General features: G+C 64.0%; 16 protein-coding genes, 1 other RNA gene and 1 pseudogene. 8 read left to right on the plus strand and 10 right to left on the minus strand.

Going from position 1 to position 15457, the window contains the following annotated elements; translation table 11 throughout:
- The first annotated feature begins 224 nt into the window (after positions 1 to 224).
- Together ACR9YP_RS14740 and ACR9YP_RS14745 are read left to right on the plus strand one after the other, a co-directional pair.
- Entirely contained in the window at positions 225 to 1343 is a 1119-nt protein-coding gene (locus ACR9YP_RS14740; RefSeq protein ID WP_176945292.1) for a DUF2336 domain-containing protein, read from the plus strand.
- Between the two features lie 31 nt (positions 1344 to 1374).
- Complete coding sequence (locus tag ACR9YP_RS14745) at positions 1375 to 1614, plus strand: hypothetical protein (RefSeq protein WP_130220842.1); 240 nt, start codon at positions 1375 to 1377, stop codon at positions 1612 to 1614.
- 517 nt (positions 1615 to 2131) lie between these two features.
- Here the strand turns inward: ACR9YP_RS14745 and cax are convergent.
- The 3 genes from cax to ACR9YP_RS14760 form a co-directional block, all read right to left on the minus strand.
- On the minus strand, positions 2132 to 3235 hold the full coding sequence (cax, locus tag ACR9YP_RS14750; RefSeq protein WP_438106068.1) for a calcium/proton exchanger: 1104 nt from the start codon (positions 3233 to 3235) through the stop codon (positions 2132 to 2134).
- A 127-nt stretch (positions 3236 to 3362) separates the two neighbouring features.
- Complete coding sequence (locus ACR9YP_RS14755) at positions 3363 to 3644, minus strand: hypothetical protein (protein WP_128937720.1); 282 nt, start codon at positions 3642 to 3644, stop codon at positions 3363 to 3365.
- 301 nt (positions 3645 to 3945) lie between these two features.
- Entirely contained in the window at positions 3946 to 4335 is a 390-nt protein-coding gene (locus tag ACR9YP_RS14760; RefSeq protein WP_438106070.1) for a DoxX family protein, read from the minus strand.
- Positions 4336 to 4488: 153 nt separating this feature from the next.
- On the opposite strand from ACR9YP_RS14760, the gene ACR9YP_RS14765 reads away from it, so the two are divergent.
- Positions 4489 to 4869 carry a winged helix-turn-helix transcriptional regulator gene (locus ACR9YP_RS14765; protein WP_438106071.1) on the plus strand — a complete coding sequence of 127 codons (381 nt, stop codon included), beginning with the start codon at positions 4489 to 4491 and terminating at the stop codon, positions 4867 to 4869.
- Between the two features lie 199 nt (positions 4870 to 5068).
- Here the strand turns inward: ACR9YP_RS14765 and feoB are convergent, their stop codons facing one another.
- The 7 genes from feoB to ssrA all read right to left on the minus strand — a co-directional run bounded on the left by feoB (position 5069) and on the right by ssrA (position 10595).
- Entirely contained in the window at positions 5069 to 6940 is a 1872-nt protein-coding gene (feoB, locus tag ACR9YP_RS14770) for a ferrous iron transporter B (protein WP_474220237.1), read from the minus strand.
- A gap of 23 nt (positions 6941 to 6963) precedes the next feature.
- Positions 6964 to 7239, minus strand: a complete 276-nt coding sequence (locus ACR9YP_RS14775) for a FeoA family protein (protein WP_091879050.1) — start codon at positions 7237 to 7239, stop codon at positions 6964 to 6966.
- Between the two features lie 115 nt (positions 7240 to 7354).
- Positions 7355 to 7606: a ribbon-helix-helix domain-containing protein gene (locus ACR9YP_RS14780; RefSeq protein WP_084805126.1), complete on the minus strand. Its 252-nt coding sequence runs from the start codon at positions 7604 to 7606 to the stop codon at positions 7355 to 7357.
- Positions 7603 to 7791, minus strand: coding sequence for a DUF4169 family protein (locus ACR9YP_RS14785; protein ID WP_091879047.1), 189 nt, complete (start codon positions 7789 to 7791; stop codon positions 7603 to 7605). The genes ACR9YP_RS14780 and ACR9YP_RS14785 overlap by 4 nt, the downstream gene beginning before the upstream one ends.
- Positions 7792 to 8068: 277 nt before the next feature.
- Entirely contained in the window at positions 8069 to 9502 is a 1434-nt protein-coding gene (gene fumC / locus ACR9YP_RS14790; protein WP_474220239.1) for a class II fumarate hydratase, read from the minus strand.
- 90 nt (positions 9503 to 9592) lie between these two features.
- The gene (locus tag ACR9YP_RS14795) at positions 9593 to 10111 is read right to left on the minus strand and encodes an SspB family protein (protein ID WP_091879040.1); all 519 of its coding nucleotides are present in this window, start codon (positions 10109 to 10111) and stop codon (positions 9593 to 9595) included.
- Between the two features lie 116 nt (positions 10112 to 10227).
- Positions 10228 to 10595: a transfer-messenger RNA gene (ssrA, locus tag ACR9YP_RS14800) on the minus strand.
- A 112-nt stretch (positions 10596 to 10707) separates the two neighbouring features.
- On the opposite strand from ssrA, the pseudogene ACR9YP_RS14805 reads away from it, so the two are divergent.
- The 5 genes and pseudogenes from ACR9YP_RS14805 to ACR9YP_RS14825 all read left to right on the plus strand — a co-directional run.
- Positions 10708 to 10994 (plus strand): annotated as a pseudogene (locus ACR9YP_RS14805) (chromate transporter); the annotation flags it as partial.
- 95 nt (positions 10995 to 11089) lie between these two features.
- Positions 11090 to 11851 carry a tripartite tricarboxylate transporter TctB family protein gene (locus tag ACR9YP_RS14810; protein ID WP_474220242.1) on the plus strand — a complete coding sequence of 254 codons (762 nt, stop codon included), beginning with the start codon at positions 11090 to 11092 and terminating at the stop codon, positions 11849 to 11851.
- Positions 11852 to 11858: 7 nt separating this feature from the next.
- The gene (locus ACR9YP_RS14815) at positions 11859 to 13373 is read left to right on the plus strand and encodes a tripartite tricarboxylate transporter permease (RefSeq protein WP_474220243.1); all 1515 of its coding nucleotides are present in this window, start codon (positions 11859 to 11861) and stop codon (positions 13371 to 13373) included.
- 137 nt (positions 13374 to 13510) lie between these two features.
- Positions 13511 to 14491, plus strand: a complete 981-nt coding sequence (locus tag ACR9YP_RS14820; RefSeq protein ID WP_474220246.1) for a tripartite tricarboxylate transporter substrate binding protein BugD — start codon at positions 13511 to 13513, stop codon at positions 14489 to 14491.
- A 170-nt stretch (positions 14492 to 14661) separates the two neighbouring features.
- Positions 14662 to 15456, plus strand: coding sequence for a thymidylate synthase (locus ACR9YP_RS14825; RefSeq protein WP_474220247.1), 795 nt, complete (start codon positions 14662 to 14664; stop codon positions 15454 to 15456).
- Position 15457: the final 1 nt, after the last annotated feature.

Here is a 15457-nt window from a genome sequence, read left to right on the forward strand (position 1 = left end):
GATCGCATCTTTCGATGCGATCCGACCTCTCCCTCCGGGAGAGGTGAAGCGAGACCTTCCGCGCCGGTAAACCGATTCCCGCGCATTTGAATGAATTTTGGTCGGCAAAACTGATTTGCCGATTTTACTGAATTCTCGCGTTTGATCTCTAGCGTCGGTCCTGAGGAATTCGCCGTCCTGCCAGCACTGACAGGACGGATCCGCCAAGAACTGGGGTTATCGAGATGAACGGGGCGAAGACGCTTCTACAGGATCTGGACGACGCGATCGCGCGCGGCACCGACGAAAGCCGGGCGAAGGCATTGTGGCATGCGACCGACATCCTGATCACCGGCCGCTACAGCGATGACGAGATCAGCACGTTCGGCGAGGTCATCGGGCGGCTCGCCGACGAAATCGAGGTCGCCGCGCGGGTGCAGCTCTCGGAGGTGATGTCGGCGTGCGACCACGCCCCGTTCAACGTCATCGCAAAGCTCGCGCTCGACGACGAGATCGAGGTCGCCGGTCCCATTCTGCGCGATTCCACGCGTATCGACGAGAAGATGCTGGTCGAGAGCGCCATGACCAAGGGCCAGGCGCATCTGCTCGCGATCGCCCAGCGCCAGTCGATCGGCGAGGCCGTGACCGACGTGCTGGTCAAGCGCGGCAACCAGGAGGTCGTGACCTCAGTTGCGAAAAACGAGGGCGCGCGCTTCTCCGGCTCAGGCCTGTTGCACATGGTGCGCCGCGCCGAGGGCGACTCGATCCTCGCCGAGCAGCTCGGCCTGCGCAAGGACGTGCCGCGCCACATCTTCCAGCAGCTGATCGCGAAGGCCTCGGAGGACGTTCGCCGCCGCCTCGAGACCGAGCGGCCCGAGATGATGGCGCAGATCCAGAGCTCGGTGACCGAGGTCACCGGCGACCTTCAGTCCAAGTTCGGTCCGTCCTCGCGCAGCTATTTCGTCGCCAAGCGCGTGGTGACGACGCAGTACCGCCAGGGCAACCTCAACCAGGATTCGATCTCGAACTATGCGCGCCAGCACCGCTTCGACGAGGTGCAGATCGGCCTGTCGCTGCTGTCGGCGCTGCCGGTCGACGTGATCGAGCGCGCGCTAATGGACCGCAACCGCGAGATGATCCTGGTGCTGTGCAAGGCGCTCGATTTCTCCTGGGACACGACCATGTCGCTGCTGTTCCTCGGCGCCAAGGATCATCTGATCACGGCGCGCGAGCTCCAGGACAATGAGCGCGAGTACGGCCGCCTCAAGATCGAGACCTCGCGCAGCATCTTGAAGTTCTACCAGTCGCGCAAGAACAGCGCGGGTGCCGATGCGGGCCGTCAGCCCGAGCTCCAAGTTCACTGACAGGTACACTGAGGACAAGGGAGTATCTGCAATGTTGCCTCAATTCGGCACCGCGGTCCGCAAGAAGATCAACAAGGCGCCGGCCGCCGATCTTGGCGGCGGTGCGCCGGACAAGGCGTCGGTCGACGTCGCCTGGCTCGTGCTGGAAGCCGCCAACGACCTCGGCGACCACGCCGCGATCGAAGCCTGCCGCCGCGTCATCGACGCCGAGCTGAACGGCACGGTGGCCGGCAGCGCGGATGTCGATCTCGTGCTGGGCTATTTCAGGTAAGGCTCGACCGTCGCGTCCGTAGCGGCTGCTTCCACGCCGTCATTGCGAGCGCAGCGAAGCAATCCAGAATCTTCCCGCAGCGGCAGTCTGGATTGCTTCGCGGAGCCCGTCATCGGGCCGCGCTGCGCGCGGACCCGTTGGCTCGCAATGCTTGATCCTGGACATGGTCGATCATAGCGGAGCGTAGCAGCCGCTGGATTGCGCCGGGGCCGTCGACCCAATCAAACGCGGCGTTCTGTCGAGTGAGGTGACGGCATCATGTATGTTTCCCGATAGGGAAACGAGACCGGAGGCCGCTTCGTGCCGCCTCCCTTTGATTGTCCTGGCAATCTCTCGACGATGCCATCATGCCGGTGTTTTGCCCCGACGGGTCAACCGGCTCGCAGCCGGTCGCGCGTTAGTCGCCAGGGGGCGACGACGGCGTCCTACACTCCGTTGCCAGGCTGTTTCCGCGGAGATGGTCTTCATTGCTTCGTTGCAAGGACTCCTCGCAATGATGGGTGGAAGCGGCCGTAGCCTAGACCGGGCCGTGCGAGCCGGGTGGGACCATGTAGAGCGTCATCGCGAAGATCGCGTAGATGCAGAGCAGGAGCGCACCGACGAACCAGGCCGATTGTCCGCCGTTGGTGATGAAGCTCGTCACCACGGCGGCGATCATGACCATGGTCACGGCTCCCGGCCAGAATTGAAGGTCCATGGGCTGCGGGCCGACGAAATAGCTCAGCAGCACGAGAACGGGTGCGACGAACAAGGCGATCTGGGATGCGCTTCCGAGCGCGATGCTCACGCTCATGTCGAGCCGGTTCCGGCGTGCCGCGGAAAACGCCACGGCCATTTCGGCCGCAGCGCCGACCAGGGCAACCACGATGAATCCGACGAATGCGGGGGTCATGCCGAGCGTTTCCGCAGCCTTCTGCACCGACTCGACGAAAATCTCGCTCACGAGCGCAACCAGCACCGTGACAATCCCCAGTGTCGGAACGGCGACCGCAACCGGTAGCGCCGGGCCGCCGCTCTCGCCATGGTCGCTGCTCGCAAACAGCTCCTTGTGCGTCTTCAGCGAGAACAGCAGGCTGAGACCGTAGGCCGCAATCAGCAGGACCGCCAAGGCGACGCTCAAGCGCCGCACCGTCGCCTCGTGTCCGGGAAAGTTGAGGTCGGCGACGGCCGAAGGGGATAGCAGGGCGATCGTGGCCATCAGCAGCAGCGCGGAATGAAGCCTGCCGCCCGCCCGGTTGTACTCCTGCACGCGATGCCTCAGTCCGCCCAGAAACAGCGATGCGCCCAGCATGAAGAGCGAGTTGGTCACGATCGCACCCGCGATCGAGGCTTTGACCAGCATGTATTGCCCGGCCTGCAACGCCGTGACGGCGATGATGAGCTCCGTGAGATTGCCAAGCGTGGCATTCAACAACCCGCCGACTGCATCACCGGTCTTCTCGGCCACGGCCTCCGTTGCGTGGCTGAGCAGGCTCGCGAGCGGCACGATGGCAATCACGGCCAGCACGAACAGCAGCGTATGCGCGTCCGGCATGACGTGCTCGAGCGCGATCACCACCGGCACGACGACCAGCATCCACAGAAGCGGGCTGTGCCGGATTTCCTTGAGCAGCGAATGCATGGTCCGTCCTTCGCGGTCAGGCCTCGACGCTGCCGCCGCAGATGGGTCCGGTATTGATCTGGCTCAACGACCTGCGGGCCCTCGAACCAGCGCGAGGTTCGTCGATCCGACGAGCCTCGCACGCGTCTCAATAGCAGGGCGGATAGGGGTAATATCCACAAGCCCGGCGATAGCCATAGGCACCATAGGCTGCAGCTCCGGCCGCTGCTGCACCATAGTAGGCGCGCCGATGGACCCTGCGATTGACGCCAGCAACGCTTCCGGGCGTGAGCGGGCGTCCGACGCGGGCCTCGGCGGTGTCAACGGACACGGCGAGCGCATCCACCGGCGAGGTGCGGAACGACAGAGGCGCTGCCGTGAACAGCGCGGCGGTGACGAACAGTCCGATCAGCTTGGCATGTCCAGTCATGTGCTCTCTCCCTTTGCAGGACGAGGAGAAAGCGTGACAGGCCGATGAGGTGGACCATTGACCGAGATCAATGCGGTCGTAGTTCCGAGGGGATCGCAAGCATCGCGCCGAGGCCGCATCTTGCCTTTCTTTCCACGATGCCATCATGCCGGTGTTTTGCCCGACGGGTCAATCGGCCCGCGCTCGCAGCTGGGATGGAGCGCAAGCGTAATCCGGGAATCCATCCGCGTTGAAGATCCCGGATTGCGCCATTGGGGGCGGCGCGTCGCACCGACCCGTTGGCGCCATTCGGGCTACAATGTCAGAACATCGTCGCCTGCACGTAAGGCGAGGGAACGTCACGCGCGGCGTTCTGCATGACGAACGAGGTGGTCAACAGGACACGGCCCACCACGGCGGGCACTGCACCGCTCGGCTTTCGGGCTCCGACATAAGCGAGGCCGGCCAGCAGCAGGTGATAGAAGATGCCGGCATAGGCGAGATCGCTGAGTGCGACGCTCACGCGCAGCAGGATCGCAGCCGGAGCCAACACTTTCACGACGATCATGAATGGCACGAGATAGGCCGGATAGCCGAGCTCCCCGAGGACCTGCCGGACCCGGACTCCTTTGGTGAGGTACGTGTAGGCAGAAATCAGATACAGCACGCACAGTAGCGCCGTGCTGATCCAGTAGGTGTAAATTGCAGCCATAAGGTCTCGTTGATCGCCGTTGCCGCGGCAATCTCTCCATCGTCTCGTTGGTTTCGCGTGGATGCGCAACCTTCATCGGCGCGCCTGCATCACGTATCGAAAATGCTGAGCAAGACTGAATTTCGCAAGTAGGATGAATAATCCGCAGCAAGTATGGAAAACCAGACCATGGCCGATGAAGCGCTCAACATGCACGAGGAGATGCGGCGCGCATTCGCATTGCTCTCGGGCAAGTGGAAGCTGGAAATCATGTGGCTGCTCAACCGGCGGATTTATCGCTTTGGGGAGCTGCGCAAGGCGATCCCCGGCATCACGCAGCACATGCTGACGGCGCAGCTCCGCGAGCTCGAAGCGGACGGCCTGGTGTCGCGCACCGTGTTCGCGGAAGTGCCGCTCCGGGTCGAATACGAGATCACCGAAAAGGCGCGCGGGCTCGGTCCGACGATGGAGGCGCTGACGGCGTGGTGGACCAAGTATGGAAAGAGCGTGCCGGCAAAGCCGGGCGGGCGCGGGCGCAAAGCCAGGCGCGGTTGAACTGTGCGCGGAGGCGCCGACGCGGGCCGACGATGCCATCATGCCGGTGTTTTGCCCGACGGGTCAACTGATTTTCCGAATTTCGACCAGTTGCCCCATCTACGGTCGGATGATTTTTGCCCGCGCGTAAGCCATTGATTTCACGACCCCCTCTACTGTGCATGGGGTTGTTTTCGCAGTTTTTGTTTTGGGAGGGGCTTTAGCCCGCCCCTAGCGCGACCGAGACATTGTAGGTCACGAGGCTCGCCGCATAGGCCAGCACCAGCATGTAGGTGAAGGTCACGGCCATCCAGGCCCAGCTTCCGGTCTCGCGCCGGATCACCGCCAGCGTCGAGGCGCATTGCGGGGCGAAGATGTACCAGGCCAGCATCGACAGGGCGGTCGCGAGCGACCATTTCGTCGCCAGCACCTGGCCGATCTGCTCGGCCGCCTCCTTGCCGCCCTCGATCGCATAGACGGTGCCGAGCGCTGCGACCGCGACCTCGCGCGCCGCCATGCCGGGGATCAGCGCGACCGCGATCTGCCAGTTGAAGCCGACGGGCGCGAGCAGCGGCGCGAGCGCCTTGCCGATCATCGCCGCCAGGCTGAAGTCGATCGCGGGCTCGGTGGCGCCCACCGGCGGCTGCGGAAACGAGGCCAGGAACCAGATCAGCACCATCATCGAGAAGATCGTGGTGCCGGCGCGCTGCAAGAACATCTTGGCGCGGGTGTAGATGCCGATCGCGATCGATTTCAGCCGCGGCATCTTGTAGTCCGGCAGCTCCAGCATGAACGGCGCCGGCGCATAGTCGCGCAGCATGAAGAATTTGATCAGGAACGAGACCACAAGCGCGCTGGTGATGCCGGCCGCATAGAGGCCGAACATCACGAGGCCTTGCAGGTTGATGAAGCCCCAGACGTCCCTGGCCGGAATGAAGGCGGAGATGATCAGCGTGTAGACCGGAATACGCGCCGAGCAGGTCATCAGCGGCGCGATCAGGATCGTGGTCAGTCGGTCGCGCTTGTTGTCGATGACGCGCGTTGCCATGATGCCGGGAATGGCGCAGGCAAAGCTCGACAACAGCGGAATGAAGGCGCGGCCGTGCAGGCCGGCGCCGCCCATGATGCGGTCCATCAGGAACGCGGCGCGCGCCATGTAACCGAAATCTTCCAAGAGCAGGATGAACAGGAAGATGATGATGATCTGCGGCAGGAACACGATGACGCTGCCGACGCCCGAGATGACGCCGTTCTGAAGGAAGCTCTGGAGCAGGCCGGCGGGGAGGGTGTTGTGCACGAGCTCGCCCAGCGCGTCGAAGCCGGAGTTGAGCAGCTCCATCAGCGGCTGCGCCCAGGCGAACACCGCCTGGAACATCACGAACAGGATCAGCGCGAGCACGATGAGGCCGCCGACGGGATGCAGCACGATCGCGTCGATCCGGGCGGTCCAGGTGTCGGGGCTAGCAGGCAGGCTGACGCAATCGGTAATGATGCGGTCGGCCTCGCGCTGGGTGGCGCGCAACTCGGAGACGCTGAGCGCGCGCCAGTTGTTCTCCTGCGGTTCGGCGGCGAGTTTTGCCGCAATCTCGTCGGTCAGAGCCAGCAGATCGGCCGTGCCGCCCTTGCGCACCGCGATCGAGGTGACCACGGGCACGCCGAGCTCCTTGGCGAGCCGCTCCACGTCCACATCGATGCCGCGACGCGTCGCGATGTCGAACATGTTGAGCACGAGGATCATCGGCCGTCCCGTGCGCTTGAGTTCGAGCAGCAGGCGGATGGTCAGGCGCAGATTGGTCGAGTCGGCCACGCACAGCACGAGATCGGGCACCGTCTCGCCGGAGGCCTTGCCGAGCACGAAGTCGCGGGTGATCTCCTCGTCCGGGCTGCGGCCGCGCAGCGAATAGGTGCCGGGAAGGTCGACCACGGAGACCTGGCGGCCGAGCGGGGTGACGAAGAAGCCTTCCTTGCGCTCGACGGTGACGCCCGGATAGTTCGCGACCTTCTGCCGGCTGCCGGTCAGGGCATTGAACAGCGAGGTCTTGCCGCTGTTTGGCGTGCCCACCAAGGCGAGATGCAGCAGGGGCAATTCCATGGGAGAAAATATCCGGCCGCTATCTAAGCGACGATGATGGCCATGGCTTCGCGACGACGGACCGCGATGGTGATGTTGTCGACCCGCACGGCGATCGGGTCGCGTCCGACAAGCCCCTCATGCAGGACCTCCACCTGGGCGCCCTCGACGAAGCCGAGCTCGATCAGCCGGCTCTCGAGCTCGATGTCCGAGAGCGCCGAGCCGGCCTCGCGGGCGGACAGATGCTGGATGACGCCGGTATAGCCACGCTGGGCCAGACCCAGCGGCATGTGCGGGCGCATGTCATTGGTGTCGGTCATGCCCTGTATTTTCAATGCAGGGCATTGAGGTCAAGCGCGCTCGCCCGCCGAAGCTGCACCTTAGAGTGATTTTAAAGTGCAGATCGCGGGGCGCTCCGGGAAAGCGCTCCGGCGGCTACTGGGCCGGGACCTTTTCCGGCTGGACGGCCATGGCGCGGCTCTTGAAGTAGTCCAGGACGAACAGGCGGATCGCCGAGGACAAATTGCCCTGCTGGCGGGCGCCGTCGATCTCGCCGACGAGCTCGGACAGCGTCATGTTGCGCAGGCCCGAGATCTCCTTCATGCCGTTCCAGAACGCCTCTTCCAGGCTGACGCTGGTCTTGTGGCCGGCGACGACGATCGATCGTTTCACGACGGGCGACTTCATGGCTGCTCCTCGCGATCGATCCGGTGCTGGTCCAGATGCTCCTTCGCCTGGTCCGCCCGCTTCTCCGCCGCCGACCGCTCCGCCTTCGTGCGACCGAACTTCGCCCGGTTGGCGTCCGCCTGCTTCGCCGAGGCTTCCCGCTCGGCGCGCTTCCTGAAACGATTCAGGTTGATGACGTTCCCCATGCCGTGTCTCCATCACCCGATCCTCTCTGCGCCGGATGAAACATTCAGAAACAGGGCGCCGCATTGCGCCCCAAAAGACTTGATCGCCATTAGCTCGTCCTCGTCAATCGGCCCCTCGGGCCATCAAACGATGAATTAGCCCCATCAAGGGCAGAGGGGCTCCGTAACACGCCGCCCCGCCGCAACATTGACGGTAATCAAATCCCGCCCTCAAAGCCCTATATTTCTGCGGTTCGGGCGTCCGTATCACTACGGATGGCTATCGGAATTCGGAATTTTATCCCGGGCTGGTCATCTTCTCGGGGCGTACCAGGCGGTCGAATTCATCCGCCGAGACGAAGCCGAGTCGCAGCGCCTCTTCCTTCAGCGTGGTTCCGTTGGCATGCGCCGTCTTGGCCACCTTGGCCGCATTGTCGTAGCCGATTTTGGGCGCCAGCGCCGTCACCAGCATCAGCGAGCGCTGCATCAGCTCCTTGATGCGCTTCTCGTCGGCGCGGATGCCGCTGACGCAATGTTCGGTGAAGGAGCGCGCAGCGTCCGCCATCAGGCGGATCGAGTGCAGCATGTTGTAGGCCAGCACGGGCTTGAAGACGTTGAGCTCGAAATGGCCCTGGCTGCCGGCGACGGTGATCGCGGTGTGATTGCCGAACACCTGGCAGCAGACCATGGTCATCGCCTCGCACTGGGTCGGATTGACCTTGCCCGGCATGATCGAGGAGCCCGGCTCGTTCTCCGGCAGGATCAGTTCGCCTAGCCCTGAGCGCGGGCCGGATCCGAGCAGGCGGATGTCGTTGGCGATCTTGAACAGGCCCGTCGCCACCGAATTGATGGCGCCATGCGCCAGCACATAGGCATCGTTAGAGGCCAGCGCCTCGAATTTGTTGGCGGCGCTGGTGAAGGGAAGCTTCGTGATCCCGGCAACGTGCTTAGCGAACAGTTTTGCAAAGCGCGGCTTCGAGTTGAGGCCGGTGCCGACGGCGGTGCCGCCCTGCGCCAGCGGATAAAGCTCCTTCACCGCGCCCTTGAGGCGGGTGATGCCGCTCTCGACCTGCGCGGCATAGCCGGAAAACTCCTGGCCGAGCGTCAGCGGCGTCGCGTCCTGGGTGTGGGTGCGGCCGATCTTCACGATTTTGGCGAACTCCTTCTCTTTCTTGCGCAGCGCGCGGAGCAGCTCACCGAGCGCAGGGACGAGATCGGCAGTGATGCGGCTCGCCGCCGCGATGTGCATCGCCGTGGGAAAAGAGTCGTTCGACGACTGGCTCATGTTGACGTGATCGTTGGGATGCACCGGCTTCTTGGTGCCGAGCTCGCCGCCGAGCAGCTCGTTGGCACGGTTGGCGATGACCTCGTTGAGGTTCATGTTGGTCTGGGTGCCCGAGCCGGTCTGCCACACCACCAGCGGGAAATGATCGTCGAGGTTGCCCTCGATCACCTCGCGCGCGGCACGGATGATGGCGTTGGCGCGGCGCTGGTCGAGCAGGCCGAGCTCGCGGTTGGACTGTGCCGCGGCGAGCTTGACGATGCCGAGGGCATGCACGAGCGAGATCGGCATGCGATCCGTCCCGATGCGGAAATTCTGCCGCGAGCGCTCGGTCTGCGCCCCCCAATAGCGGTCGGCGGCGACCTCGATCGGACCAAAACTGTCGGTCTCGGTGCGGGTGGCGGGGCGAGCAGTCTTCGAGCGGGCAGTTTTGGCCATGAGCACATCCATTCCGCCGCGCGAAATGCCGCGCGGGCCTCTTGATATGCTCTTCTATATAGGGAGTCCGGCCGTGTGCGACGGGGGCGGGCCCAACCTAGATCATTTCTTGCGGAAACGATCGAGCCGCACGACTTCGGCGCCGCCCTGGTTCGGGGCCGCCGGCTCCTCCGCGCTTTCCGCCGGCTCAGCGGCAGACGCGGGGACCGCGACGGCCGACGGTGCGGGTGCCGCCGGCAAACTCTCGGGCGCCACCTCGGCGACGTCGGAGGTGTCGAACTGGAGACCGAATTTCACGGACGGATCGAGGAAGCTCTTGATGGCGCTGAAGGGCACCACCAGCCGCTCCGGAATGCCGCCGAAGGACAGGCCGACCTCGAAACGATCCTCGAGCACGGTCAGGTCCCAGAACTGGTGCTGGAGGATGATCGTCATCTCTTCCGGATATTGCGCGAGCAACCGCGACGATAGCTTCACGCCCTCGGCCTTCGACACGAAGGTGATGAAGAAATGGTGCTCACCCGGCAGGCCATGGGCTGCGGCATCGGTCAGCACCTTGCGCAGCACGCCGCGCAGCGCGTCGCGGGCCAGCACATCGTATCGGATATGATCGGTCGCCATGGTGGTCCTGTTGCATCCCCGAAGCCGGACCCTGCCGGTCCGACTCGCCAAGCCGCAATAGTACCGCGCCTGACAGGTCAGCAGGAGTCCCCGCCGTGGAAGAAATCAAAAAGCAAAGTGGAGGCTTCTGTTGCCAGGTGCCTCCGAACCCCGCCTAGCGGAGCTTAACCCGCTAGGACTTTAGAGTGGTCTTTCAAACTGCGTTACGCAGCCTGAGCAACCGGAGCAAAGTTGTCGTTGGCAACTATTGCAGTAGCCCGATAACGGCGGAACAATACCGGGAAAAAGTACGCCCTTTACGCCCTCGTCGATCCTATTTCGCCCCCGCCAAAGCCCGCTCCTAGGGCCAGCCCGTGGGTGGGCTTTGGTGGAGGCGCCGGGTACCGCCCCCGGGTCCGAATGGTTTATTGCGACGACCGTTTATTTCCATAGCCGGCGAACCGGCATCCCCAATATAGGGCGCAAAGCTTTCGAAAAACAGGGGTTTCGAGCGGATTGACTGCGGTTCCCTTTGGATAGGTTCCGGCCCGTCTTGGCCGTGCCGCGACCCTCGTTCCAAGCGCCTGACATGTCCCCGGATTCAGCACCCGAGCCGCGGCGCCGCGGCGGCGGTGCCTAAGATGCACCGCATGGCGGTCGAGTTGCATCACTGGATGAGCGACAAGCCGTTCACTGACGCCTATGCGATCGCGCAGCTCTCGCCCGCTCCGAACGTGCTTATCGTGACGTTAATCGGCTACGGCGGCGAGTGCCCTGCGACCGATGGCACAATTGCTGCACTGCTCCTGACTGTGATGGTTACGGTGATCGCATCGGTTTCGCGCATAATCCACTCTGGTTCCTGCAGGCTGGGGGTTTGTTGGGTTTTGCTGGCATTGTGTGATGAAAATCGCTAGGCAGTGATCCGGGCGGGGGATCCAGTTCCAGCCGATTTAGAACAACAGTGCTCGTGACTTACGGGTCGCGGAGGAGACAGGCATGGCCGACACGATGGGCCACTCAGCGACAGCCACGCGAAACACAAAGCTGGCGCTCGGTTTTTGTCTGCTGGCGATTGCGCCGCAGATTTTCGAATTGATCTGGTCGATCGGGACGATCTTCGGCTGGGGCACCGGCCGCGGCCCGGCAACGGTCGTCACCAGCCACGCGACGGCGCTGCTCGCCGGAGCGCCCAGCGCGATCTTCGGGTCGCTCGGTGGCGGTGCCAAGAAGGTGTCGTCCGAGGTGCTGCTGGCACTGATCTATTCCTATCCGCTGTTTGTGGTGGCGCTCCTCACGCTGTTCATGACGATCCGGTCGGCGCAGGACTATGTCGGCGGCATCGTCCTGATGGCGGTCGCCCTGTTCGCGCTGTGGGCGTCGAGTGATTTGCAGGGCATGCGGGGCTTCTCCTTCGGCGCGGGGACCGCGCCGCGCATGTTCGGCGGCCTGCTGGTCGCCTTGTCCGCCGGCATCGCCCTGACGGGCCTCCTGACGGAGGGAGCCCCGCTTTCCCATTACTCCTGGCGGGGACCGCTGTTTGTGGTGGCGGCGATCCTCTTCTTTGCGCTGGCGATCCGGCCCCTCGGCCTCGTGGTCACAGCCTTCCTAAGCTTCATGATCGCGGCGACCGGATCGAACGAGACGCGCTGGCTTGAAGCGGCGATCGTCGGCGCCTGCCTGACGGTTGGTTGCGCGATCCTGTTTCCATACGTGCTCGGGCTACCGATGCCGATGTTTCCGCGTTTCCTGATTCAGTGAGGGCGTGATGGATATCTTTGCCAACCTCGCTCACGGCTTCGCCGTCGCGTTCTCTCCGATCAACCTCCTGATGTGCCTGATCGGCGCCCTGGTCGGGACGCTGGTCGGCGTGCTCCCGGGCATCGGCACCATCGCAACGGTCGCGATGCTGCTGCCGATCACCTTTGGATTGCCGCCAGTCGGCGCGCTGATCATGCTCGCCGGCATCTATTACGGCGCCCAGTACGGCGGCTCGACCACGTCGATCCTGGTCAACATCCCCGGTGAGGCGACATCGGTCGTCACCGCCATCGACGGCCACCAGATGGCCAGGCAAGGCCGCGCCGGCCCGGCGCTGGCGATCGCCGCGATCGGCTCGTTCTTCGCCGGCTGCGTCGCGACCGTCTTGATCGCCGTCCTCGGCGCGCCGCTCACGAAACTCGCGCTGGCGTTCGGCCCGGCCGAATATTTCTCGCTGATGGTACTCGGCCTGATCTTCGCGGTGGTGCTGGCCAAGGGCTCGGTGCTGAAGGCGATCGCAATGATCGTATTCGGTCTGTTGCTCTCGATGGTCGGCTCGGACATCGAGACCGGCGCCTCGCGCATGGCCTTCAACATTCCGGAACTCGCCGACGGCCTCGGCTTTGCGACGGTGGCGATGGGCGTATTCGGTTTTGCCGAGATCATCCGCAATCTCGATGCCGGCGCCGAGATGAGCCGCGATCTCGTCCAGCAGAAGATCACCGGTCTGATGCCGACCAGGAAGGATCTGGTCGACTCGACGCCCGCGATCCTGCGCGGCACCGTGCTCGGCTCGATCCTCGGCATCCTGCCCGGCGGTGGTGCGACAATCGCATCATTCGGGGCCTATACGCTCGAGAAGAAGCTCGCCAAGAATCCGTCGCGGTTCGGTCGCGGCGCGATCGAAGGCGTGGCCGGGCCGGAGAGCGCCAACAATGCCGCCGCGCAGACCTCCTTCATCCCGCTGCTCACCCTCGGCATCCCGCCGAACGCGGTGATGGCGCTGATGGTGGGCGCGATGACCATTCACGGCATCGTGCCGGGTCCGCAGGTGATGCAGAAGCAGCCGGATCTCGTCTGGGGCATGATCGCCTCGATGTGGATCGGCAATCTGATGCTGATCATCATCAACCTGCCGCTGGTCGGAATCTGGGTGCGGCTGCTGCGCGTGCCGTACCGGCTGATGTTCCCCTCGATCGTGATCTTCTGCGCGATCGGCATCTATTCGGTGAACAACGCGCCGGTCGACGTCATCCTCGCAGGTGTGTTCGGCCTCGTCGGTTACTGGCTGATCAAGCACGATTTCGAGCCGGCGCCGCTGCTGCTCGGCATGGTGCTGGGACCGCTGATGGAAGAGAACCTGCGCCGTGCGCTGCTGATCTCACGCGGCGACTGGAGCGTGTTCCTGACGCGTCCGTTGTCGGCAGCGCTGCTCGCGGTCGCGGCGACCCTTCTTGTCCTTACGGTGCTGCCGGTCTTGCGCGCCAAGCGCGATGAGGTGTTCACCGAGTCCGAGAACTGAGGCGTTGCGCCCTGCGTCGGCGCCGCGCCTGCGTCGGCGCGCCGCATTCGGAAGTCGAATCGACTTGTGTGACGGCTTCGTGAAATGAAAATGCCGGCCTTGTGGCCGGCATTTTTGTTTGTTTCCCGGAGATCGAGATGACTGTCATTCGCGCGCTTGCGGGCGCATGTGCCGCGGCGTTCGCATCGTTGTGCGTCCTTGCCGCACCGACTGAGGCGCAGACCTATCCGACGCGCAGCATCACCATGATCGTGCCGTTTGCGGCCGGCGGACCGACCGACGTCGTCGCGCGCATCGTCACCGCACACATGGCGCAGACGCTGGGGCAGAGCATCATCATCGAGAACGTGGTCGGCGCCGGCGGCACCACCGCCACAACGCGCGCCGCGCGTGCGGCCAATGACGGCTATACGCTCATCACCGGACATATGGGCACGCATGCCGCCTCCGTGCCGCTCTATCCGAAACTCGCCTATCATCCCGAGAAGGACTTCGAGCCGGTCGCGCTGCTCGCGGGCACGCCGATCCTGATCCTGGCGCGCAAGGATTTTCCGCCGAAGGACCTCAAGGAGTTCGTCACCTATGTGAAGGCGAATGTGGAGAAGGTGAATGCCGCGCATGCCGGCGTCGGCTCGGTCTCGCACGCCTCATGCGAGCTTCTGCACTCCATCCTCGACATCAAGCCGGTCGGTGTGCCCTTCAATGGCACGGGTCCCGCGATGAACGCGCTGGTGGCAGGACAGGTCGACTACATGTGCGACCAGATCGTCAACGCCGTGCCGCAGATCAATGCCGGCACCATCAAGGCCTATGCGATCGCAACGGCGGAGCGCAATCCGTCGCTGCCGAACGTGCCGACGACGGCGGAAGCCGGCCTGCCGGCATTCCAGGCCCAGGCCTGGAATGCGATGTTCGCACCGAAGGGAACCTCGCCGGCGATCGTGGCGAGCCTGAACGCCGCCGCCATCAAGGCGCTCGACGACGAGACCGTGCGCAAGCGCCTGCTCGAGCTCGGCAGCGTCATTCCGGGCCCTAAGGACCGTACGCCGGAGGCGCTGGCGGCCCTCGTCAAGAACGAGATCGCGAAGTGGAGCCCGGTGCTCAAGCCGGCAACTTAGCCAGCAGGATCAAGCTGATAGGTGAGGGGCGGAATGCCGAGTTCCGCCCCTTGTCGTTTGCGCCGGGAACGCTCATTTTTCCGGGTATAATCGGTGCGGGCAGCGAATCGCCGCTGTCGCAGCGCAGAGGCGGCCGTTAAGTTTCCCGCTTCCCCAAAGGCTCACGACACATGCACCAGTATCAGGACCTGCTCGAGCGGATTCTTTCAGACGGCGCCGAGAAGACCGATCGGACCGGCACCGGCACGCTGTCGGTGTTCGGCCACCAGATGCGCTTCAATCTGTCCGCCGGCTTTCCGATGCTGACCACCAAGCGGCTGCCGCTGAAGGCGATCGTGCATGAGCTGCTCTGGTTCCTGAAGGGCGACACCAATATCAAATATCTGCGCGACAACGGCGTCACCATCTGGGACGAATGGGCCGATGCCAGTGGCGATCTCGGCCCGGTCTACGGCCATCAGTGGCGCTCCTGGCCCGCGCCTGATGGCCGCAGCATCGACCAGATCGCGAACGTCGTCGACATGATCAAGCGCAATCCGGACTCGCGCCGCCTGATCGTCTCGGCCTGGAATCCGGCCGAGGTCGACAAGATGGCGCTGCCGCCGTGCCACTGCCTGTTCCAGTTCTACGTCGCCAATGGCAGGCTGTCGTGCCAGCTCTATCAGCGCTCGGCCGACGTGTTCCTCGGCGTGCCCTTCAATATCGCCTCCTATTCACTGCTGACCATGATGGTCGCGCAAGTCACTGGGCTGAAGCCGGGCGACTTCGTGCATTCGTTCGGCGATACCCATCTCTATTCCAACCATCTGGAGCAAGCCAAGCTCCAGCTCACCCGCGCGCCGCGCGCGCTGCCGGTGGTGCGGATCAATCCCGAGGTGAAGGACATCTTCTCCTTCCGCTTCGAGGATTTCGAGCTCGTCGGCTATGATCCGCATCCGCACATCAAGGCGGAAGTTGCGGTCTAGC

Source organism: Bradyrhizobium sp. BR14999 (assembly GCF_056106085.1).